The 23,383-nt window shown below is 47.2% G+C and carries 13 protein-coding genes; 1 reads left to right on the top strand and 12 read right to left on the bottom strand.

From position 1 onward, the window contains the following. Positions 1–66 precede the first annotated feature (66 nt). The 8 genes from CCC17_RS09365 to CCC17_RS09330 form a co-directional block, all read right to left on the bottom strand. Entirely contained in the window at positions 67–759 is a 693-nt protein-coding gene (locus CCC17_RS09365; protein ID WP_287082994.1) for a zinc ribbon domain-containing protein, read from the bottom strand. Positions 760–801: 42 nt separating this feature from the next. Next, the gene (clpX, locus tag CCC17_RS09360; protein ID WP_114002048.1) at positions 802–2,187 is read right to left on the bottom strand and encodes an ATP-dependent Clp protease ATP-binding subunit ClpX; all 1,386 of its coding nucleotides are present in this window, start codon (positions 2,185–2,187) and stop codon (positions 802–804) included. A 136-nt stretch (positions 2,188–2,323) separates the two neighbouring features. Continuing rightward, complete coding sequence (locus CCC17_RS09355) at positions 2,324–3,889, bottom strand: S1C family serine protease (protein ID WP_173740712.1); 1,566 nt, start codon at positions 3,887–3,889, stop codon at positions 2,324–2,326. Between the two features lie 150 nt (positions 3,890–4,039). Then, positions 4,040–4,969, bottom strand: coding sequence for a glycosyltransferase family 2 protein (locus tag CCC17_RS09350; protein WP_256163751.1), 930 nt, complete (start codon positions 4,967–4,969; stop codon positions 4,040–4,042). 71 nt (positions 4,970–5,040) lie between these two features. Next, the gene (locus tag CCC17_RS09345) at positions 5,041–6,393 is read right to left on the bottom strand and encodes an LCP family protein (RefSeq protein ID WP_092072540.1); all 1,353 of its coding nucleotides are present in this window, start codon (positions 6,391–6,393) and stop codon (positions 5,041–5,043) included. A gap of 18 nt (positions 6,394–6,411) precedes the next feature. After that, on the bottom strand, positions 6,412–7,815 hold the full coding sequence (locus CCC17_RS09340) for an undecaprenyl-phosphate glucose phosphotransferase (protein WP_022426969.1): 1,404 nt from the start codon (positions 7,813–7,815) through the stop codon (positions 6,412–6,414). A gap of 108 nt (positions 7,816–7,923) precedes the next feature. Then, positions 7,924–8,880: a glycosyltransferase family 2 protein gene (locus CCC17_RS09335; RefSeq protein WP_195656685.1), complete on the bottom strand. Its 957-nt coding sequence runs from the start codon at positions 8,878–8,880 to the stop codon at positions 7,924–7,926. A gap of 4 nt (positions 8,881–8,884) precedes the next feature. Continuing rightward, positions 8,885–10,744 (bottom strand): glycosyltransferase family 2 protein, encoded by a 1,860-nt coding sequence (locus CCC17_RS09330; RefSeq protein WP_287082993.1) that lies wholly within the window; start codon positions 10,742–10,744, stop codon positions 8,885–8,887. A 334-nt stretch (positions 10,745–11,078) separates the two neighbouring features. Between CCC17_RS09330 and CCC17_RS09325 the strand changes: the two genes are divergently transcribed. Beyond that, positions 11,079–12,326, top strand: coding sequence for a D-alanyl-D-alanine carboxypeptidase family protein (locus CCC17_RS09325; protein WP_287082992.1), 1,248 nt, complete (start codon positions 11,079–11,081; stop codon positions 12,324–12,326). A 108-nt stretch (positions 12,327–12,434) separates the two neighbouring features. Here the strand turns inward: CCC17_RS09325 and CCC17_RS09320 are convergent, their stop codons facing one another. The 4 genes from CCC17_RS09320 to CCC17_RS09305 are packed head-to-tail and all read right to left on the bottom strand — an operon-like array spanning position 12,435 to position 23,285. Then, positions 12,435–13,874, bottom strand: a complete 1,440-nt coding sequence (locus CCC17_RS09320; protein ID WP_287082991.1) for an ArnT family glycosyltransferase — start codon at positions 13,872–13,874, stop codon at positions 12,435–12,437. An 11-nt stretch (positions 13,875–13,885) separates the two neighbouring features. Then, positions 13,886–16,333, bottom strand: a complete 2,448-nt coding sequence (locus tag CCC17_RS09315; protein WP_287082990.1) for a glycosyltransferase family 2 protein — start codon at positions 16,331–16,333, stop codon at positions 13,886–13,888. Continuing rightward, complete coding sequence (locus tag CCC17_RS09310) at positions 16,309–21,948, bottom strand: glycosyltransferase (RefSeq protein WP_287082989.1); 5,640 nt, start codon at positions 21,946–21,948, stop codon at positions 16,309–16,311. The genes CCC17_RS09315 and CCC17_RS09310 overlap by 25 nt, the downstream gene beginning before the upstream one ends. Positions 21,949–21,962: 14 nt before the next feature. Continuing rightward, on the bottom strand, positions 21,963–23,285 hold the full coding sequence (locus CCC17_RS09305; RefSeq protein WP_118625862.1) for an ABC transporter ATP-binding protein: 1,323 nt from the start codon (positions 23,283–23,285) through the stop codon (positions 21,963–21,965). Positions 23,286–23,383 lie beyond the last annotated feature (98 nt).

The following is a 23,383-nucleotide window of genomic DNA, read 5'->3' as shown; positions in this document are numbered from 1 at the left end:
TTTCTGTGGTCTGCATAATATTCAGGCAGGCTCCCACTGGGGAAAGCCTGCCTTATATGCTTATGGTTATTCTGTTTTTTCTTCTGTTGTTTCTGTATTTTCCGGATCAGCCGCAGGCTCCTCTGTTTCTGCAGATCCCACTTCCGTTCTTTCCTCTTCCAATTCCGGATCTGATCCTGATGTTTCTGTTTCTGACGCTTCTGCGGTTTCTGCTGTTTCTACTACTTCTGACGCTTCTACTGTCTCTTCCGGATCTGCTGCCACTTCTGTAGCTTCTGCGTTTTCTTCCGCTTCTGTCTCCGGTACTTCTGTCACCTCTGCCTCAGCAGCCTCTTCAAGCTCCTCATCTGCCTGCTCGATCACATCGGCAGCTTTCTCTTCCAGCTCCGCTGTAGGACACGCCGCTCCGCAATACGGACAGAAGCTGGCCTCCCGCATCACCGCCTTATGGCAGGCCGGGCAGAACTTCTCCCCTTTACTGGCAGCGATCGCATCTCTGTAGTGATCTGCCTCCAGCATGTGCTGGCTAATCTCCTCGCAGATAGCTCCCGTCTCACCGTCAACGGCTTCTCCCTGCTCATAACGTGTATAGATCATCTTTCCGATATCCATCATCAGCTTTTCGGTCATACGCTCCTGTGCAGAGAGCTTGTTACGAATCTTCTGGATCTCATAGAGATTCTCTGCTCTGGAGCTTAAGCCCTTTGCCTTTCTTGTCAGTGTGTTTCCCAGATCATCCCAAAAACTGCTTTTTGCCATATCTGTCACGCTCCTTTATATATTAAAGAATCTTCTTGTTTCTTATCCTTCCAGTGCCGGGATCTCCTGTCCACGCATAAGGATCTTCGGACCTCCGTTGCCCTGAATGTATCCCTCTGTGATCACGACCTCACCGATATTGTCGTCCTTCGGGATCTCATACATGATATCCAGCATATATTCCTCCAGGATAGCCCGGAGAGCTCTGGCTCCTGTATGGCGTTCCAATGCCTTACGGGCAATGGCATGTAAGGCACCGTCCTCAAACTCCAGTTTTACTTCATCCAGTGCCAAAAGCTTCTTGTACTGTTTCAGAATGGCGTTCTTCGGCTCCTTGAGGATCTTCACAAGCATATCTTCCGTCAGCCCGTTCAGGGTAAAGATGATCGGAAGACGACCGATAAATTCCGGGATCATTCCAAATGCACGGAGATCATCTACCGTTACTTTCTCCAGCACATGCGGATCATCATCATATTTGTCCTTCAGATCTGCATAAAATCCGATAGACGCCTGTTTATTCAGTCTTTCTTTGATGATATTCTCAAGATCCGGGAACGCACCACCACAGATAAACAGAATGTTCCTTGTATTTACAGTCACCATAGGTACCATGGCATTCTTGCTGGTAGCACCTACCGGAACTTCCACTTCACTTCCCTCCAGAAGTTTCAGAAGTCCCTGCTGGACAGCCTCTCCGCTGACATCTCTCTGGTTGGTATTCTTCTTCTTTGCGATCTTATCGATCTCATCGATGAAAATGATCCCGTGCTCTGCCTTCTCCACATCATTATCTGCAGCCGCAAGGAGCTTGGATACTACGCTCTCGATATCATCACCGATATAACCGGCCTCTGTAAGAGATGTGGCATCTGCAATGGCAAGCGGTACCTGAAGAAGTCTGGCAAGCATCTTCACCAGATAAGTCTTACCGCAGCCTGTAGGTCCGATCATCAGCATATTGGATTTCTCGATCTCAATATCATCCATGGTATCTGTGGCAACTCTCTTATAATGGTTGTATACACCTACAGACATTACCTTCTTGGCATATTCCTGTCCGATCACATATTCATCCAGAGTTGCTTTGATCTTATGTGGTGCAGGAATATCTTTGAGATCGATCACCGGCTTCGGAGTCTCTGATTTTTTCTTGATCTTCTTCGCCTGGTTTCCGGGATTCTGGAAACTGCCCAGATCGATCATGCTCACATTCGGCATGTTAAAAAGATCGGAATAATTTCCATTGTTCATCTGGGTGTTCATAGTATCAAAGCTTTTCTGCATGCAATCCGCACAGATATGTATATGATTAGGAAGGTCGATCATCTTCCCTGCCTGACTCTCCGGTCTGCGGCATAAAAAACAGAATTTCTCGTATTTCTGCTCCTGGTCATTGTCTTTATTATTATCAAACTGATCTGCCATAACATTTCCTTTCTGGTTTTTATTATGCATATTATAGCACATAATCCCGCTGTATCAAATTAAGTTTTTATAAACCGGGGAGCTGCATGTTCTTATGCAGCTCCCCGGTTTATAAATGGTTATCCTGTATTTTCTTTTATTTGTCAGAAGAGGGTTTGCTTCCGAGGGTCACTTCAACCGTCTGTTCCTTGTACTCTCCGCTATTCGCTCTGGAGATCACCACTTCGATGGTTTCTCCTGCCTCATAATACTGCAGCTTATCAACAAGGTCATCCTTGCCGCTTACCTTCTGTCCATCCAGCTTCACAATGATATCGCCTTTTTTGATCCCTGCATTATCTGCTGCGCCACCTTCCGTTACCTCAGTAATAAAAGCACCTGCCGGCATATTATACATCTGGATGGCTTCTGTTGTAAGATCGGCAGCCTTGACTCCCATATATCCTACCTTGGAAGAATCTTCCACCTTATCCCTGGTTTCGCGGTTCATCAGTTCTTCCAGGATCGGCTCTGCCTTGGAGATCGGAATGGCATATCCCATGCCTTCCACCTGACTGTCTGCATACTTGGCCGCATTGATACCGATCACTTCACCGTTCATGTTCAGAAGTGCACCGCCACTGTTTCCGGGATTGATCGCTGCATCAGTCTGGATCAGTCCGCTGGCTTCTCCGTCCTCTGTACTGATGCTTCTGTTAAGGGCACTTATCCATCCGGAGGTAACTGACTGTCCATAGCCCAGTGCATTGCCAATGGCAACCACCTGCTCACCGACTACAAGATCGTCCGAGCTTCCCATCTGTGCAATCTTGATCTCATCCATGGTCTCATCCGGAATATCGGATTTCTCCACTGCCACCACTGCCAGATCATTCTCTTCATCGGTGCCTTTGATCTTGGCAGAAACTGCGTTATCCACATCCGCATCTCCATCGGAGCTGCTTGCCATAGCCTGGGTTTCTTCTTCCGCTCCTACCACATCACTGCCTGCAAAGCACACAGTAAGTGTAGTCGCTCCAGATACCACATGGTTGTTAGTCGCAATGAGAAGCTCGCTGTCATTTTCTCCTACAATAATACCGGAACCACTTCCTGCACTCTGATACTGCCTCGTTCCATATCCGAAAAAGCTTGGGATCTCCTGCACACTGACAGATGTAATGGCAACGATAGAAGACATGGTTGCCTGGGCTACACCGGCCACTGTACCACTCTCTGCCACAATATCCTTCACAGTAGAATCCGCAGAGCTACTGTCAGTACTGTCCTCTGTCCCGGTAACTGTTTCTGTCTTTCCGATCGTTGTACTGCTGCCATTTCCTCTGTATTTATCTGCTGCAATATTCACGCCCTGAAAAACCACTCCGGCTACCAGCCCAAAGATCACAGCCAGGGCCACCGCAGTGGCTGCTTTCTTTCCAAAGCTGTTGTTGCCTGAAAAATCTCTCTTTTTCCGCGGCTTTTTGGGCGGTATATTTCCACCGGCATAATTACCGGCCTGAGGCTGGTGCACCTCATAATGTCCGTATTTTGGTTTCTCCTGCGAAGTGCCTTCACTCTGTCCGGCACCTGCATAACTGTCCTGTCTGCTCTCCTGCATCCTGCGTCCCTCAGAATAAGGATGCGTCAGCGGTTTCTGTTCTGCCGAAGCATTCTTATCCTCATCCGGCAAGTCTGTCACCCATTTATTCTCTTCACTCATGCCTCTGGTGCTCCCTTCTATGTTATCTGATGCATGTATCTGTTACTGCTCACTCCGTTCTCAGTAACATTTATTTCTCTTATAAAAGACAGTTTAACAGGGAATTGTGTTTAAACTGTGATATCTCTTTTAAAAAACCGTGACCTGCTCTTATTTGTTCTTTTTCCAGTATTCCGGATTCATGGTGCAGGAGCGGATCATTTTTTCAGGGAGCTTTTTGTATCGTTTTCCGAGAAAATAGCCGGCATATTTGGAGACACTTTGCAAAAACAGTCCGGGGATCAGCCATATGTGGCCTGTTTTCAGAAGATATGCCATGCTTTTTTTTACCAGCCGGATGCCCTCACCTTCGGAAGGCACTCCTTCAAAAACCTCCGGATGCTCCGCCTGGGAAACTCCCAGATCAAAATTCCTGTGGAACTGCTGCATACAGGTGTAATTGTGAGAATGATATACACGCGCTTCTGATACATAGGCAACTCCATAGCCTTTTTTTACCATCCAGCCTGCATAGATCATATCTTCATTAAAAATAGCATGCTCCGGAAATCCACCAATCTCATCATAGATCCTGTGATCATAAGCAGCACAGACGTTGGAGCAGAAATATGTTTTGATCCCGTAGGTCTGTACATCTTTTTCCGTTTTCAGACAGGACTGTTCCGGATAATTAAAGGAACGGGTATATTTTTCCAGAAATCTGCAGTCCTTTTTTGGAAGCTGACGCGCATAAGCGGCTCCTGCCTGTGGATTCTCTGCAAGAGCTCCTACCAGTGCTCCGATCAGTTCCCTGTCTGCCGGCATTGCATCCTGTGTCATAAATACAAGGATCTCCGCATCCGAAAGCTCTGACGCCTGCCTTCTGGTACCGCCATGGTCAAATTCTTCTTTTGTAAGATGCCGGACTTCCACAAGCGGATATTCCTGTTCCCAGGTCTCTTTCCAGAATTTCTTTTCTGTATTCATGACAAGGATCTTATTGATAGGATATTTCTGTGCGCTGAGTCTTTCCAGCAGTTTTTCAAATTCTTCTCCCGGACGGTATGCCGGGATGATCACGTCTGTTTTTAATGTTTTCATATTTGTCTCCTGTCCAGAAAGGACCACCCGTTACTGGATGGTCCCTTCTGCTGGTTGCTCATTTTGATGTTTTATTCATTCTCCGAATAATCTTCTCCGTCGGTATAATCGTTATAATCCGTATCGGAATCGCCTCCGGAATAGTCCGTATCTGTGCTGTAATCGTCTCCGGAATAATCCGTATCTGTGCTGTAATCGTCTCCGGAGTAATCCGAATCATAATCTGTGTCTGTGCTGTAATCAGCATCATCACTTGTGTCCGTACTGCTGTAATCTGTGGATGTATCTCCCTGCCACGTGTACGAATCATCCGTCGCGTCATTCGGTGTATCTGTCACCGCAGGTGCTGTGTCCTGCACGTCGCCTCCGCCTGCGATATTTGTGATCTGGGCACTTCTGTTGAGTACATCCTGCGTCGGAGTGTAACTGGTGTCTCCATACAGAAACTGATGCATCTTCAGAACATTGGATTCCAGTGTGGTAGGTACGATAACGCTGCCCTTTACCTGGGCAAATTTATAATCGTTGGGGAAGCCTGTAGTTTCATCAATACTGTAGCCGATCATAGCCGGGATCATCTTCAGGATCTCTGTTTTGGAAACAGAAGTTTTGACCATCGGGAATACCTGATCCATAATATCAAAGATAGTGGAAAGTCCTGCCTTTTTCGCCTTATCTACGATCATCTGGATCACTCGTCTCTGTCTCTCGGTACGTCCCATATCAAGACTTGCAGTATAACGGATACGGCAGTAGGAGGTAGCCTGTACACCATTAAGATGATAGGTATCTACGATTGCTTCCTCATCCTCCGGCTTCGGATCCGGCAGTTCGATCGGTGTGTAGCTCTTTCCGGTTTCCTCTGATGTCTCCACACAGTAATTGTTCATATGAACGATCTCCGCATAGGAAAGAGGGATGTCCAATCCTCCGAGGCAGTCTACCACAGTTACCAGCGCATTAAAATCAATGGCAACATAATCTGTGATATTCAGATCCAGATTCGTATTCAGCATGGAAACCGCGTTGGTCGGTCCGCCAAATGCATATGCCGAATTGGCTTTGGAATAGGTATCATCCTTTACATTGAGAAGGGTATCTCTATAGACAGACACAAGTTTGACTGCCTTCGTATCATTGTTGATACTCGCAATGATAATGGTATCACTGTTCTCTGTATTCAGCTTCTCATTCTTGCTTCTGTGGTCCAGTCCGAACAGTGCATAGGTGGTATATCCCGTCATCTGCGGTGCCTGATCATTAGTTACAATATCCTGGTCTGCAAGATCTGTTTCCTGGATGTCGATCTTATCCAGTTTGGCTGAGATCTGACCATAAACGAACAGACCTCCGATAAACAGGAGCAGTACGACGATCTCCAGGATAAATAAAATCTTCTTGCTTTTTTTCCGAGGTTTTGACATCTTTTCCTTTTCCCCTTTTTAGTATGCGTTCTTATTAATAAATCCTTTGAATATGGTAAGAAACATGATCTTTATATCAAATCCCACAGACCAGTTTTCGATATAATACAGATCACACTCTATCCTTTTTCTGATAGAAGTATCTCCACGATAGCCATTTACCTGTGCCCACCCGGTAAGACCCGGCCGCACCTGATGCTTGACCATATAACGTGGTATCTCCTCCCTAAACTTTTCTACAAAAAACGGCCGCTCCGGTCTTGGTCCCACAAGACTCATCTCACCCTTCAGAATATTAAAAAGCTGTGGAAGCTCATCCAGACTGGTATGACGCATAAATTTACCGATTCCGGTAACTCTTGGATCGTTCTTTACTGTCCACGCCTTTTTTTCTTCTGATTCTTTCTGGATCTCCATGGAACGGAATTTATACATCCGGAAAGTCTGATTGTGAAGCCCGACACGTTCCTGCTTATAGATCAGCGGTCCCGGCGAAGTCAGCTTGATCAGCATACACAACACCAGCATCACTGGTGAGGACACAATGATCGCAACGATCGCGCCTGCAATATCCATAGATCTCTTGATCAGTGCATTAAACGTGTTGCTCAGGGGCACATACCGGATATTGATCACCGGAAGCCCGAGAATATCTTCTGTATATGGTTTGGTCGGAATAATATTATTATAATCCGGAATAAATTTTGTGTGCACGCCGGATTTTTCACAGAGTGCAACGATCTCTTCCAGACGATAATACTCACTTAAGCCCAGGGTAATGGCTATCTCATCCAGACGACTGGATGGAAGGATGATCATCAGATTGGCGATTCGACCGATCACCTTAACGCCCTTATAAGTAGTGCCTGCCGGCACATTGTCATCCAGTATGCCCCTGATCACGTATCCCCATTGCGGATTCTGCAGGATCCTGTCTACATATTCCTCGGCAGCACGGCTGTATCCTACCAGCAGCACCTGTTTCTGGTTCATTCCTTTTTTGCGCATATCCCGGAGAATGTAAAATATGACCATACGCACAAACCATTCCAGGACGATATTGATCACACAGAAAGAAACCAGAGTAAGACGGGAATAGTCCAGCTCTTTAAAATTGTAAAGTGCAAACATGATGATAAGGAGCCCTAACGCATTTGCCTTCACAATTCCGGCAAGTACGAGACGACGCCCCTGCATTCGCATCGGTGTATAAAGATCAAAGGCCTGATAAAGAAGTAAATATCCCGGAATAATGAATATCAGCATAAACATATATTCCTGGACGGTCTTGGACTGGACCGCCGAATGTTCAAAAATTCCCTGAAAACGGATCAACCAGGCCAGGGCATAGGAGGCCGCGATCACAAATACATCGATCAGCATATGGAGACGACTGAAATTTTTCTGGTTGTCTTTAATCAATTTCCGCCACCTCATTTAAGTTCATTGCTTTTATCTTATAATAGATGAAACTCAAAAGCAATAAAATCTTCCCTCCGAAATATAAAAATTCTGTGAAAATATGATGTCTTAACCGGCAAAACGCCTAAAAATGTTGATCCAGAGTTCAAACTGAAGCTGTATATAACGCGGAAGATTCCTCATGGAAAATCTGACTTTTTTGTTTTTGCGGCTGATCTGAAAGCCGTTTTTGATGCCTGCAAGGTACTCACGTCCGAATCCCTTGGACGCAAAAAACAGGATCTTCGCACCGAATCCCACCAGAAAAAACGGAAGGTTCAGCACGATCTGGAGAAACGGCATATTCTTATAGATAAGATAAATATTGTTTCTGGAAGAATACCGGATCTTAAACTGATTATATCTGGAGCCGCTGGTGCCGCTTCCTACATGATAAACCTTCGCTTTTGGAGCATACCAGTTTTGATAACCGCAGATCCTGGCACGATAGCCGATATCCAGATCCTCCAGATAAGCAAAATGCTCCTCATCAAAATCTCCGATCCTGTCAATAAATTTCTTCCGGTAGATCGCAGCTCCCGCACAGGTGGAAAAAATCTTCTGCTCTCGGTCATAATGGCTGATATCCTTGCCTTTTCCCCTGGCAAAAGCCCAGCCAAGGGCACAGTAATAATTTCCGGCATCATCCATCTTGTCCCTGTCATGAAGCTGGATCATCTTTGCCTGACAGGAAAATGCCTTCTTATGTCTGCGCAGGGCAGCAACCATCTCCTCCAGGAAATCCGGTTCCGCTTCCGTATCATTGTTCAGAAGCAGCACATATGGGGAACGTGCCGCATGGATCCCTTCATTGACGGCTCTGCTGAAGCCGTAATTCTCCGGAAGCTGTATCATGTGTACCCATGGATATTCCGCTGAAACAAATGCACAGCTGCCATCAGTGGAACCATTATCCACTAGTATAACCTCAAAATTACGGATAGTCTGTCTTTCAAGACTGGAAAGAACACCATCCAGATATGCCATTCCGTTAAAGTTTGGTATGACTACTGATACTTCCTGCATTGCTTTATCCCTTCTTCTTTCCCATTCCCGGAAGGGGCTTCAGGGAATAATTCCATTTGGTTAAAGAAAGATTTTTGTTATAGTATGGATCTCCTTTTTTCAGGATATCCAGCCAGTGACAGCGCATGTATTCGATCTCCGTCTGAAAACGGCGGACCTTTTCCTCGCTGTCCTCAGTGCCTCTTGACTTGGATTCGTAATGATAGAGCTTCACATACGGATCATAGACGATCAGATGGCCGTGGCTTCGCACCTTCAGACAGAGATCCACATCATTAAACGCAACTGCAAGCTCTTCCGTAAAGCCTCCTGCCTCCAGAAAAACTTCCTTCTTCATCATCATACATGCTGCAGTCACACAGCTCATATCCTGCAGAAGAGAAGCCTTATGGAGATATCCGGTACGCTCTGCCGGCATATTCACAAACATGTTCCCGGCAATTCCGCCCATTCCCACCACGCAGCCTGCATGCTGAATGGTGTTGTCCGGATAGATCAGCTTGACGCCAACTGCACCTGTTTCCTTACGCTGGCACACGCTCAGCATCTCTGACATCCAGTCCGGATCGATGACCTTTACGTCATTATTCAGAAAAAGCAGGTAATCTCCTTTGGCATGGCGCACCCCGAAATTGTTGATGGCAGAATAGTTGAAGCCTTTTTTCCAGCGGATCAGATGGACCCTGGGATCCTCCGAAAGCTTTCTGTAATACCGGAAGATCTCTTCGGAGCTGCTGTTATTCTCCACAATGATGATCTCGTAATTTTTGTAGGCAGTTTTTTCAAAAATGGATTCCACGCAGGCCTGAAGCGTTTCTTTCTCCTCACGGTTCGGAATGATAACAGAAACCAGAGGTTCTCCCTGCACCGGATACTTCACACGGTAAAATCCAAAATCCGGAGTATGCTCCACGGTTCCCGGAGTTCCGGTCCGTTTGAGATTCCCCTCAATGGCACGTCTGCCGGCTTCAAAAGCATACATCTTGCTTGCCGGATTATCTGCTGTGGAGGATTTGTGGGTCCTCCAGTGATAAAGGATCTCCGGTACATGGATCACTTCCCTAGCCTGCTCCACACAACGGAAAATGAAATCATAATCCTGGGCGCCGTCAAATTCCCGGCGGAATCCGCCCACTGTCTGCACTACGGAACGTCTTACCACCAGAAAATGGCAGATATAATTATTGGATCTTAAAAGATCCAGGTTAAAGTCAGGTTTCAGATGGGGCTGAAAATGTTCAGAAAGATCTGTCGTGACCTTATCCTCATCTGTATAGATCACATCCGCCTCCGGATGCTCCTCCAGTGCCGCCGCGATCTCATACAATGCATTAGGTGCCAGCAGATCATCATGATCCAGAAGTGCGATAAAATCACCCTCTGCCATGGCAAAAGCTGCGTTTGTATTTTCTGCAATGCCAAGATTCTCTTTCAGATCCTGATAGCGGATCCTCCTGTCCATCTCTGCATAGGATCTCAGCACAGTCTGCATGTCCGGATCCTCCGGGCTTCCGTTTGCCAGACACAGCTCCCAGTTCTCATATGTCTGTGCAAGGAGAGAGTCCAGCATCTGTCTTAAAAAACGCTCCGGTGTCAGATATGCAGGTACCACAATGCTGATCAGCGGCCCATCCGGAAATTTGCGTTTCCGCTGCTTCTCCAGTGTTTCCTCGTCAGGTCTGTATGCCTCATACCATGGTCCGTAAGGAACCTCTTCCGGTTCAAAACGTTCATGAAGCCGGATCCAGAACTCTTTCAGGCCATAATGCTTCAGGTATCTTAAGCCCTTCTGTACTGTATAGGGGGAAAGCTTCTTTATAAGTCTGTCCCATTGAATCTTTCCTGTAGAATCATCTTTACTCATATATTATCTCCGTATTACTCAGTTTGATGTTACTGTTCACTCTGTTTTTAGTAACAGTTTGAGTTACTGTTCACTGGCAATATTCCGCGAGGTGTTTTTTGTGAGCGAAGGTCACAGAAAACCCGAGACATACCGCGCGAATTTATGCGATTAGCATAAATTCTGTGCATCGCGAAGCGTGTTACTGAGAACGGAGTGAACAGTAACCAGTTTGATGAACATATTTTACCATTCCATCATTTTTTTTGCAAGGAAGAGAGGAAATGTGTTATACTGAGCTTACGTATGTATTGCTTACATAAGAATTATTTTTTATACAGGAGTACCATTTATCATGAAAAAATCAAGAATAACCACAGCGCTTCTGGCTATTGGGATCTCCGCTTCCATGGTGTTCCAGACTCCAGTTTTCGCCACAGAAGAAACCGCTGTTGCTGTATCCTCCGGTGTTACCACCAATGGGATCAGCGGATGGCCTCAGGGGCCTGAGATCACTTCCGCATCTGCCGTGATCATGGAAGATACTTCCGATACGATCCTCTATGCCAAGGATATGGACACCACGCTTTCTCCGGCCGGCGCAGTTAAGATCATGACCTGTCTTCTGGCACTGGAGAACAGCCAGCTTGACGATCAGGTTACCATGACCGAAACCGGTGTATCCGGTGTTACAGACGGAGGCGCTCATATTTCCTCACAGCTCGGAGAGGTATTTACCATGGAGCAGTGCCTTTACGCTCTGATGCTGGCCTCTGCCAATGACATTGCTCTCCAGGTCGCAGAACAGATCGGCGGATCTGTGGATGCCTTTGTCCAGAAAATGAACGACCGTGCCAAGGAGCTGGGATGTACCAATACGGTATTCACCAATCCTACCGGTCTCCCGGATGACAACCAGCATACCACAGCACATGATCTGGCTCTGATCATGCAGGCGGCTATCCGTAATAACAGCTTCCGCACCATCTCCGGAGCCACCTCCTATACGATCCCGGCTACCAATGTTTCCGGCGGTACCCGTAACCTGACAAGCTCTTTTACCATGACAGATCCTGCATCCGCTTCCTATTATGAAGGATGTATCGGCGGTCGTGAAAGTACCACCACTGCTTCCGGAAGCGTTCTTGTCACAGCTGCACAGCGAAACGGTACTACTCTGATCGCAGTAGTCATGAACGGAGCGACCGGTCAGACAGCCACCGAAGCGATCTCACTTCTGGATTACGGTTTTTCCAATTTCCAGCTTCTGGATCTCAGCGAGGATGATTTTCACATCCTGTCCGGCGGCACTGTAATGGTTCCATCCGGTGCGACCGCAGACGACCTGACTACGGAAGATACGGAATCTGATGGTCAGATCTTACGCACCTATTCCTTTGGCGGAACTCAGGTGGGAACTGCAGTTGTCGAGGATCCCTCCCAGGAAAGCTCTTCCGATGTACTGGAAAATGATGAAAACATGGATTCTGCAAAAGCTTATTCCGAATCCAGATCCCAGATCCCGTATTTTGCCATTGGCGGTGTGGGCATCCTGCTCCTTATCCTTCTGCTGTGGCGCATGATCCGGATCATCCGTTCCTGATCTTGGTTCCCAGGCGGATATACTTCAGAATCAAAAAATCCCTCCTATGTACCGGTCATATCCGGATACATAGAAGGGATTTTTTTCTGCCATCTCTCCATCTGGGTGTCAGCCATAAAACGGAACTACCAGGAAGATATAGCATAAAAACGGAGAAGCAGCCAGAAGTGCTGTCAGGACCCGGTATATCCACATTCTGATATTTTCTTTTTTTACAAAACGCTCAAGCAGACGATTCCAGCCGGCTGTCACAAAATACATGGCCGGATACAGTGCCGGCATGATATAACGTCCCTGTGCCTGGTTGTCACTATAATATACATAATACATAAACAGCCCAACAGGGATCAGGATCAGAATGATCAGCAGCAGATGAAAGATCCCTTTTCTGTCCCATTTATCGTACACGGTTATTGTTTTTATCTTCAGCTTTTCACTTCCTGCTGCTTTTCGTTCTTTTACCACAGTACGTTTCTTCGGATAAAACATTCCCAACATGGTTAAAATACCGATCCCACCCATTCCAAAGAACAGGAAATATGCCTTGCTAACATTATAAGGCATATAAATCTGCATCAGACCAAAGGTTCCGATAAAGCTTACCAGTACTGTCAGCAGCCAGTTATGCTGCCAGCCCGGGTCCTGATACAGAAGGATATCCTTCCATGACCAGTTCAGCTTCTCCGGTGTAGGGTATCTGGACGGTCTGTAATCAACAACCGCATATTTTTCCGCACACTGTGCACAGGCTTTTCTTCCGATAAGATCTCCGTCATAGAGAACGGCATTTCGTATAAACCACCAGCCGCATAAAGCAAGGGTTACTGCCGCGATCACGATCCCTCTCCGGAACAGAAATGCAACTCTCTGTTTTACCGGCTCTTCCCTGCACAGAAGGACTGTCAGGCAGAAAAACAGGAAACTGCATAAGATCCATCCGTAGGTATTATAGTAGGACAGTGCACAGACTGCCATTCCAACAGCCAGAAGGATCGAATTTCTGAAGCTCCAGTCTCCCGTTTCCAGATAACAGGACCAGGAATACAGGATCATCGCCATGGATAAAAGCGCCAGGGAATCCGTGTTTACATAAGTTCCCAGAAACAATGCCTGCGGCATAAAGCCTGCCAGTGCGGCAAACAGCCATCTTCCCTCTTTCGGAAAAAGCTTTCCGGATGCTTTCACCACAAAATATACCGCTCCAGTCACAAAGAGCACATCTGCCATCCTCGCCGCATGGAGTAATCCGTCTGCAGATGCATGGAACAGACCTGCGATCCCCATAAATACAGCAGATACCATATAGGAAAGGATCGGATAATAGGCATAGGAAATCCCCCATGTCGCATCACGGATGGTTGGCTCATCTCCAAGAGGCAGCTTTCCCGGATGCTCATGAAGATACTGTGCCACCATGTAGCGCATTTTTTCATCGGGGCCTGCCCCCAGGGGCTGCATAAACGCCCATGCAGTCAGGAGCAGAAATGCTGCCAGGACAAGAACCCCTGCCTGAACTCTCTCATCCTTCCAGATTTTTTTCTTTTCCAAAATATAACCTCCTATATCCGCTTCAGAGAGAAATCCTGGCTCTCCAGTGTAAGGTTCGGATTATAGTAAGGATCTCCGTCACGGAGGATCTCCGGCCAGTGCTTCTCAAAGGAAGCGATCTCGCGGTTAAATCTTGCCACCTTCTCCGGTGTATCCTCAAGACCTCTGGATTTGGATTCATAGTGATAAAGCTCCGCATAAGGATTGTATACAACCAGATATCCGGCTTTTCCCAGACGAAGGCAGAAATCTATGTCATTAAAAGCAACCTGAAATTCCTCACTTAATCCGTGAACCTTATCAAAGGCCTCACGCTTCACCATCATGCAGGCTGCGGTTACAGCGCTGTAATCCTGGGCACAGATGATCCTGTGGCAGTATCCGGTAGCGTCTCTCTTCTGCTGCACAAAGCAGTGTCCCGCAATGCCGCCGAAGCCAACGACTACTCCTGCATGCTGCACGGTATCATCCTCATAATAGAGCCGCGCTCCTACAGCTCCCACATCCGGTCTCATACAGTATCCCAGAAGCTGCTCCAGACAGTCCGGGCTGATGATCTCCGTATCATTGTTGAGAAGAAGCAGATAGTCACCCTTAGCATGAGCAGCTCCGAAATTATTGATGGCAGAATAGTTGAAAATACCATCCCAGTACACCACATGGGCTTTCGGATTGGATGCTTCCAGCTCTTTATAGTAAGCAAAGGTCTCATCCTCCGTACTGTTGTTCTCCACGATCACATACTCATAATTGCGGTAAGTTGCCTTTTCTTCAATGGAATCAATACATCTCTTCAGATCATCGATGTGATCCTTGTTTGGGATGATGATGGAGATCAGCGGTTTTTCCTCCCAGAGGAATTTTGTACGGTAAAGTCCAAGATATTCACCCTTTTCGATTTCCACCGGAACTCCGAGCCTGTCATAATGAGCCTTGATGGCACGTGCTCCTGCATCAAAGGCATACATCTTGCTTTCCGGATTCTCTGCTGTGGAATCCTCATGGCATCTCCAGTGATAAAGGATCCTGGGGATATGATGGATCTGCTCTCTTCCCGCAGCTTCCACACAGCGGAACACAAAATCATAATCCTGTGCACCGTCAAATTCCTTTTTCAGCATTCCGATCTGATCCACGATTTCTTTTTTTACGACAAAAAGATGACAGATGTAGTTTACTGTACACAAAAGATCAATATTGAAGTCCGGTTTGAAATGCGGCTGAAAGAATTTGTGCCCGTCCATGGACATCTTATCTTCATCGGAATACAGAACCTTAAGCTCCGGATCCTCATTCAGCGCTTTCACACACCGGAACAAGGCGTCCGGCGTCAGCTCATCATCATGATCTGCAAACACGATAAAATCTCCTGTTGCCGCTTTCATAGCCGCATTGGTATTCTCTGCGATCTGAAGTGCCTGGTCGTTGCGGATCACACGGATCCTGTCATCACTTTTTTCCAGCCTGTTCAGATAATCGGTAAGAGGAGAATCTACTCCGCTTCCGTCGGAAAGACAGAGCTCCCAGTTCCCGTAGGTCTGGGCTTCTATGGAATCTACCAGCTGCTGGAGATATTTTTCCGGTGTTTTGTAAAGCGGGATCACAATACTGAATTTTGGATTCCTGGAAAATTTCGTTTTTCTTTCTTCTGCAAGCTCTGCCTTGTCCGGCAGATGCTTCACGATCCATTTGGAATAATCCACCGGACGGTTTTTACGGTCCAGCACCTTTCCAAATACCTTTCCGGTAAGGGCTGCTGCCCCGTGAAGCTTCATGTAACGGCTTCCCTTACGGAAATATACCGCAGCTTTCTCCGCAAGGCGCTTCTGTGGCTGCAGATGTACCAGACGAAGCGTCCGCACATTGCCTGCCTCAAATACAATGTAGAATTCCTTCACACTGTCATAATGGAATTCAAAGAAAAAACCGCTCTTCTCATCGATCTCTGTTTCCTGGTACTGATTCTGTACATCCACACGTTTCAGTCTGGTGATCTCGCAGGGGATTTCCTTCCGGCTGCGATCCTCCAGGCGTATGGTCAGGGGGCTGTTAAAGGCTGCCCACCCACGGACACGGCAGATTTTTTCCCCAGCTTCCACCTCGATGCTCTCGATAAAGTACTGCGGTTTTCCCTGTTTCCTGTAAAGCTGTGCTGCCGAAACAGAAAACCACCGGACACGTTTTTCACCCTTTACCGCATAAACAACAAGCTTCTTTTTGCCCTCCAGATCCGGCAGGCAGATTTCCATCTGCACACGTTCTCCGTTTACCAGATCCAGATCCTTAAAGCGCTCCAGGGCGCTGACACGCTCCTGGGCACTGATGGCTGCCGGAAGCTTTTCCCCGTCAAGAACGGCTTCCGGCTTATGATCCTTCGGCCAGGTTCCCTGAAGGTGATACAGAGAACTGTCCTTCAGGTCAAACCTGTCCTTTTCTACTTCGTATAGCTCTCGCTGCATAACAATTCCTCCATTGCATCCTTTCCGGTATTTACTGTAAGGTAATGTTCCATAACCTTCTGATGTGCGGCCTCACCCATGGCTTTTCTGGCCTTCTCATCAGTAACCAGAGCTTCCAGGGCATTGACCCACTCTTCTTTTGTGGTGCACATCCAGCCATCTTTTCCGTTTTCGACCACGTATTCCATCTCACAGTTACGGCTCATGACACTCGGAACCTTTACAAGGGCAGCCTCTGTCCACTTATTCTCGGATTTGCACCAGTGGAACAGGCTGTTCTCCAGTGGCATCAGATTGATATCAAGTCCTGCGATCACGGCAGGCAGCTGTCTCCAGTCCATAAACGGAAGCTTCTCGATACGGTTCTGCACCGGCTCCATTCCAGATTCATCCAGCACACCCACCAGCTTCAGGTAAACCTCCGGGTGGCGCTCCATCACCTCCAGAAGTGCTGCCTCCACCTGGGCAAAATCCTGATCATGGGTTTTGGAACCACTTAAATATCCGATATAGATCCGGTCTTTAGCCTTGTCTGTCTGCTCCACAGCCTCGTGAGACAGGATCTCCATCTCCATACTCATACAGTTGCGGTTGATCACCACCGGTTTTTCCGGAAATTCTTCCCGGATCTCTCCTGCCAGTGTCTCCGTAGATGTAAAATATCCGTCGCAGAATCCCATACATCCGCGGATACGGTCTGTAGTTGTGCGGAAGTCACTGTACTCGCTTCCCTTCAGGAAATGCAGCCCGGAAATTTTTTCGTAATTAAATACTAGGTCATCCACATCATAGTAAACAGGGATTCCGGCTGCTTTCGCCCGGTTGGCAAGCAGTTCTGCTTCCATCAGCTTGCTGCAGCGGTACATCACGATCGCTGTATATTCCTCGATCTTTTCCTGCTCTGCCTGATCTATCTGGATAAACTTCGATGCATAGCCTTTAAGGATCAGCTGCTCCCGGAAATGCTCCACACGATATCTGGAGGCAAAGGAAATCTCCTCTCCTACAAAAAGAAGCCTGCGTTTTTCCACAGGGAGCTCACTTTCGCCGAGAGTTTTCCACAGAGAAATCATCTCTTCCACAATATTCTCCGGCTTCTCATCTTTCAGAACAAGGCCCTTGGCATAGCGTTTCACACGTTCTACAGGTGCACCTACCGGAAGTACCGCTACCGGAAATCCCATGGAAATGATCTCCGAGGTTGTGTAGGAGAAGGTCTCCGGCCATACGGACGGGATCAGGAACATATCAATATCCTGCTCCAGGGTAAGTCTTGGGATCTCCTCTCTTGTATATCTTCCTGTCTGGGAAAATACCGGACTTTCGATCTCTTCGTCGGAAGTACCGATCAGTCTCAGACGGATATTCAGTTCATTCTCTTCGATATATCCTGCAAGCGCCTTCACAACCTCCAGGCCTTTTTTGTAGCAGAGTACGCCGATAAGACCAATGTTAAAGGTCTCTGTGGTTTTTTTATTTTTTTTCACTGCCGGAAGGTAATGGGGTGCATGCGGGATCACATGGAGATTGTATACATCCGGATAAGCACGCTTGAACAGCCTTGCCGTATCATCGGAAAATGCACGGATCTCATCACAGTTTGACAGAAATTCCCGGAATTTTGTACGCCAGAGCGTTCCGGTTCCGTATTCTGTGCAGGCATTGCTGCGGTTATCCGGAATACATTTATCGCAGACCTCACAGGATGGAACACCACAATATTTTCCTTCTGCATCAATCAGATTCACTGCCGGGCAAAGGGCAAAGAAATCATGAAGAAGCATAAGGAGCTTCGCACCCTGCTCTCTCTTAAGACGCAGGATACGTTCCAGGGTTCCGTAAAGATTCTGATAGGTCACAAGCTCGTTGATCCAGATCTCATCCACACGCATCAGCTCACCAAGGGCAGTTTCCAGATCATTTGCAAAAAATTCCATCTCATACTGCTTATACTGATACGTAAAGTAAAAACGATTGCTTACGATATTATAGCGGATGGTCACAAAACGGTATCCTTCCCGCAGAGCCAGACGTCTTTTTTCCACAAGATAAGCCGTTGCACCGCCGCCAAGATCATGGTCAAAGGCCACAATGGTAGGCACATCCAGCTTCCTGTTGAGAAGCTTCATTTCCACGTAGAGTCTTACCGGACGAAGCGGGTCTCTTCTGCAGTAATCCGCAGTATCCTTGTTGTAATCCGGATGCTTGCGGAGCAGCGCCTCACTGTGCTCTTTCAGAAGTCTCTGCTTTTCCTCAGACGGGAAGCTTCCACCATGCTTGTGATATACAAACAGGTTATCCACATGCACGTTCTCATAGCCTGCAGCTATGGCACGCTGGCACCAGTCATTCTCCTCACCGTAGCCTTTTCCGAAATTCTCCTCATCCAGAAGGCCAACCTCCTGGATCGCTTTCAGGTTCATACCCATGCAGAAGCCCACACCGGTAGGCATAGCCGGATACTGCGGACGGATCATGCGGAATTCATCATCGATCTCCCACAGCGGCATTCCCTCAAACAGTTTGTTATCCCGGCAGAAATCCGGGAAGCTGCAGATGGTTCCGCAGGTGGTAAACGGTGTAGTGGTTGCAATGTTTTCCTTTGCAAAGATCGGAAGCATCAGGCGCTCCAGCCACTCTTCCGGAACCTCCACATCTGTATTTACAAGAGCCACATGATTTTCCGCCATCTTTAATCCACGGTTTACAGACGGAAGAAAGCCCATATTGGTCTCATTATTCAGAAGTACCACATTGTCATGCTCTGCGGCATATTTTTCCAGATAGTTTCCTACCTCAGGATCCGGACTCTTGTCATTTACGAGGATCAGACGATATGGAACCTTTGTCTTTTCAATTCCGGAAAACAGGGCATCAAAATACTCCAGTCCGTTGTAAACCGGCACGATCACATCCACCTTCTGCTGATAGACTGCCTGTGGATATGCCTTTCTCGCACTGCGTATATGACGCTGTTTGAAATGACGGAGATTTCCGATACTCTTCGGATCTTCGATCGCGTATACCAGAAGCTCTTTCTGATCCCTGGTTCCCGGGATCTTTCCGATAAGGAATCTTCCGGTATCCGCTGCGGTTCCGTATTCCAGGAAAACAGAAGTCTCTGCCGGCGCAAGAACCGTTGCCAGGAAAGAAAATCCGGCACTTTCCGCATCCGGATTTCCAATGGCATTAGCCACATCCGTACGGTAGATTGTAGTACAGGAAGCCTCCTGAAGCTTCTGTGTTCCCTGATAAAATGCGATCCTTGGCTGTCCCATAGACGCAAACGTCGGATCAAAGGCCCAGCCAATGGCATTTAAGGTGCCATTCTCATAATGAAAGAAATCAACACTGCCCATACAGGTAGGAGTTGTCTCCACTCCCATCACTGCTGCCGGCTCTGTATGATAACGAAGAACCTTTTTGACCAGTCTCTTTACCTGCGCTTTTTTGCCTGGATGACGAAGGGCCTCTTCCTGCGCACGTGCTGCTTCCTCTGCAGCCTGCTTTGCGGCACGTTCAGCCTCTTTTCTGACACGCTCCTGTTCTCTTCGTACTTCACGCTCTTTTTCAAAGGCCAGAAGCTTTTCCACATCCGGAAGCTCAAGGCAGTCAAGTTTTCCCTCTATTACGATCCTGTCCACATTTTCCGGGTGCGTAACATCGATAAGATAAAAGCCATCGGTGGTAAAAAACGCAGTGGTACTGTTATCCACCTTCATATGGACACCCTGAGGCACAAGCTCCGCGCTACATCCGCAATCCAAACGCTCTATCCTCACTTTCAGGAAATGACCGTTTGCAGGATTCCAGCGGAGATTTCGTATTCCTTTGATACCGGAAAGCGCAAACTCTACCCGGAAACGGTTTCCGGAAAGTTTTCCCTCTGCATAAAGAGTATGCTCTTCACAGAATCCCTCACCAAGATCATAGTACATCTTGCTATGCATCTGATGCTTTTCTCTTTCTCTGTTCACTAGCTCTGTTACGGAAACCGGCACTTTTTTCTGTTCAAACGGGATCAGAGAACCACAGCCCACATACTCATAGACGAAATGCATGGTCCAATCCATAAATATCTCATAGTCTGTATAGCTGATGTCAAACTCCGCCATCATCTCATCCTCATGACATAACCGCGGCAGCTCAGAAACATGTGTATACAGTTCATGGATCAGGCGCCACATGATAAAATTCACAGGCACAGGGAAATCAAACATCCACTCATAATCTATGATCTGATTTTCCTTTTCTCCCATAAAGATGTTGCTGCAGATCAGGTCCACATTGGCCGGGCAGACACATTCGTAATCCTCTCTTCCCGGATGATCACCAAATACCTCGCGGAACTCTCCGGTCCTGTAATCCACAACCTGACGAGCCCCGAAAAATTCCTGATAGAATTTTTTAAGAAGGGCCTTGATCTCTTCAAGATCTTCTTTCTGGGCAAGCTCTGCGATTTCCTGGTGAAGAGTTTTTCCGGTAAGGAGCGGATAAGAGATCTTTCCGTTTTCTGCCCTGCAGGGAAGATTCTTGTATTTATCAGATCCGGTACTCTCTGTTCCGGTTTTTTCCAGTTTTTCCACAAATTCCTCAGCCTGGGGCACCATAGCCTCTTTTTCCGCACGGACCTCTCCGTTCTCCCGAACGATCCTGGTCAGAAGACGGAACTTTTCTTTTCGCTCCTGGTTCAGCTTCACATAAAGGATTTCCTCCGGGTCCCGGTTTTCGGTACGTCCTGCCTCCACAAGAAAAGAATTCACAAAGCTGTCCAGGATCTTCTCTTTTTCGAAGGCCTTTACGCCTTCACTTTCTGCAAAAAGATCTGCTGTCTTATCTGTGTATACAGGATAGCTTCTTCCGTAGGAATTGGTATAAAGGCTCTCATCTGTAAAAATCTCTGTCGGAAATTTATAATCCGGATACGGGTAGTAAAAGCGCAGAAAAGGAAAGCCGCTGTTTTCCAGCAGCTCTCCCAGTTCATTCTTGGAAAAGGTGCGCACAGACTGATTTCCCGGATATCCATTGATCCCGAAAAAGTGAAGATCTGTGTGATCCTCCGGTGCTCCGGCAAAGTACTTCAATCCCAGTCTGTTCTCAATGGCGATCAGAAGTCTTCCCTCCGGCTTCAGATAAGCGCCCATACGCTGAAGAAATGTCTCGTAAGGAGTTTTTCCCTCGGTAAAGCTCATGGCATACTCCAGCACACCGTTTACTACCACATAGTCGAATTTTTCTGGAAAAGTCATGTCATTCAGGTTTCCAACCATGATCGTCAGATTTTCCTTATCCCTGTTTCTCGCATAATTGATATCTGCCCGACGTTTGGAAAGCTCCACGGAAGTCACATGACCGGCCTTGCGGCAAAGCATTCCGGTAATGGCTCCGCATCCGGCTCCGATCTCCAGAACGGAATCCGCCTTTTTCAGAGGATACCAGCTTAAGATATTCTCCCGCAGCCCTGAAAAATGGTAGACCATTGGAAAACTCACCTCTTCCTCCGGCAGGTCTTCAAAAGATTTGCCTTCCTGTGCCATTTTCAGAAGTGTTTCCTCGATATCCCCATCGGAATAATGATCCTTCGCCGTATAATAATCTAAATTCAACTCCGCCATAGTCGTTCCTCCACTTATTTCACAGATACTTTGGAAAACAGATCAAAATATCCCACTGCTTTCTTATCTGTGATCACGGTCAGGTTACACACATCGTAAAGACGATGAAATACGGTAAAATCGCCGTCTTTATATCCGGTGCAGCCCAGACACAGCATATATTCCCCTGCCTCCAGAGGCATCACCTGTTTGAAGGTGATCTCACGGACATCGCCTGCCTTCTGCGGTTTCAGAGGCGTATGTTCATACATGGTATTGGTTCCTGTGATCTCGGTGCCTTTCAGATCTTTCAGGGTAAATGCAAAGATCGGATCGCTGACATCTGCCTGGAACTTCACTTTCATCTGAACGGAAAATTCCTTGCCTTTTTCGATCACATTGGTGATCATACCTGTATCATCCCGGATGGCAAAATCCACGATCTCGCCAAGCTTACTGCCGTATTCCAGGACCTTGGGATTCAGGTTCAGGCTGTCCTTCATAGCTTTACCGCTTCCGGTATGTGCTTTCAGTGAAACGTCTGCTCCGGCTGCCTGGTTCTCCGTCGCCTGTCCCTCTTCTGCATCATCTGTGTTTTCTTCCAGATCTGCATCGTCATACTGATTGACCAGCACACGACGGTAAAGATTGACCATCTCCTTGGCACCACCCTCTGCAAGCTTCTCACCTTTGTTTAGAAGTACAACACGGTCACAGTATTTTCCGATGCTGCTCAGGTCATGGCTTACAAACAGAATGGTCTTCCCCATTTCCTTGAACTCTTCGAATTTTCGGTAACATTTTGCCTGGAAAAATACGTCACCTACGGAAAGAGCCTCATCAACGATCAGGATCTCCGGATCGATATTGATAGCTACCGCAAAAGCCAGACGCACGAACATACCACTGGAGTATGTTTTTACCGGCTGATAGATAAAATCACCGATATCTGCAAAATCAAGAATAGACTGCAGCTTGGCATCGATCTCTTCCCTGGAAAAACCGATCATGCTTCCGTTGAGATATACATTTTCAAGTCCGGAATATTCTCCGTTAAATCCGGCTCCCAGCTCCAGAAGCGCTGAGATCCTTCCGTTTACGGCTATTTCCCCGGCCGTGGGCGAAAGTACGCCGGTGATGATCTTCAGGATCGTGGATTTGCCGGAACCATTTGTTCCGATAATTCCTACTGTTTCTCCCTTATGCACCTGAAAGGATACATGGTTGAGCGCATAATGCTCTTTATATTTCTTTTTTCTGGATAATCCCAGGGACTCCTTAAGACGATCCATAGGATTATCGTAAAGCTTGTACATCTTACTGACATCATTTACTGAAATCGCAATATCTTCTGCCATTTTCAACCTCACTTTTGTGTAAATCGTTCACTCTCACAATCTGCCGCCGTTCTGCTTTTTATCCTTACAGAGCAAATCCCCCATGGGAACTGTCCGGT

This window comes from Blautia sp. LMAG:36 (assembly GCF_008680535.1).
Lineage (GTDB): Bacteria > Bacillota > Clostridia > Lachnospirales > Lachnospiraceae > Blautia_A > Blautia_A fusiformis.
The sequence above is the reverse complement of the archived record's forward strand: the minus strand, read 5'-3'. Positions and strand labels throughout refer to the sequence as shown.

Coding starts and splice junctions, on each gene's coding strand:
- CCC17_RS09365 (WP_287082994.1), bottom strand. CDS start 759: ATGGCAAAAAGCAGTTTTTGGGATGATCTGGGAAACACACTGACAAGA.
- clpX (WP_114002048.1), bottom strand. CDS start 2,187: ATGGCAGATCAGTTTGATAATAATAAAGACAATGACCAGGAGCAGAAA.
- CCC17_RS09355 (WP_173740712.1), bottom strand. CDS start 3,889: ATGAGTGAAGAGAATAAATGGGTGACAGACTTGCCGGATGAGGATAAG.
- CCC17_RS09350 (WP_256163751.1), bottom strand. CDS start 4,969: ATGAAAACATTAAAAACAGACGTGATCATCCCGGCATACCGTCCGGGA.
- CCC17_RS09345 (WP_092072540.1), bottom strand. CDS start 6,393: ATGTCAAAACCTCGGAAAAAAAGCAAGAAGATTTTATTTATCCTGGAG.
- CCC17_RS09335 (WP_195656685.1), bottom strand. CDS start 8,880: ATGCAGGAAGTATCAGTAGTCATACCAAACTTTAACGGAATGGCATAT.
- CCC17_RS09330 (WP_287082993.1), bottom strand. CDS start 10,744: ATGAGTAAAGATGATTCTACAGGAAAGATTCAATGGGACAGACTTATA.
- CCC17_RS09325 (WP_287082992.1), top strand. CDS start 11,079: ATGAAAAAATCAAGAATAACCACAGCGCTTCTGGCTATTGGGATCTCC.
- CCC17_RS09315 (WP_287082990.1), bottom strand. CDS start 16,333: ATGCAGCGAGAGCTATACGAAGTAGAAAAGGACAGGTTTGACCTGAAG.
- CCC17_RS09310 (WP_287082989.1), bottom strand. CDS start 21,948: ATGGCGGAGTTGAATTTAGATTATTATACGGCGAAGGATCATTATTCC.
- CCC17_RS09305 (WP_118625862.1), bottom strand. CDS start 23,285: ATGGCAGAAGATATTGCGATTTCAGTAAATGATGTCAGTAAGATGTAC.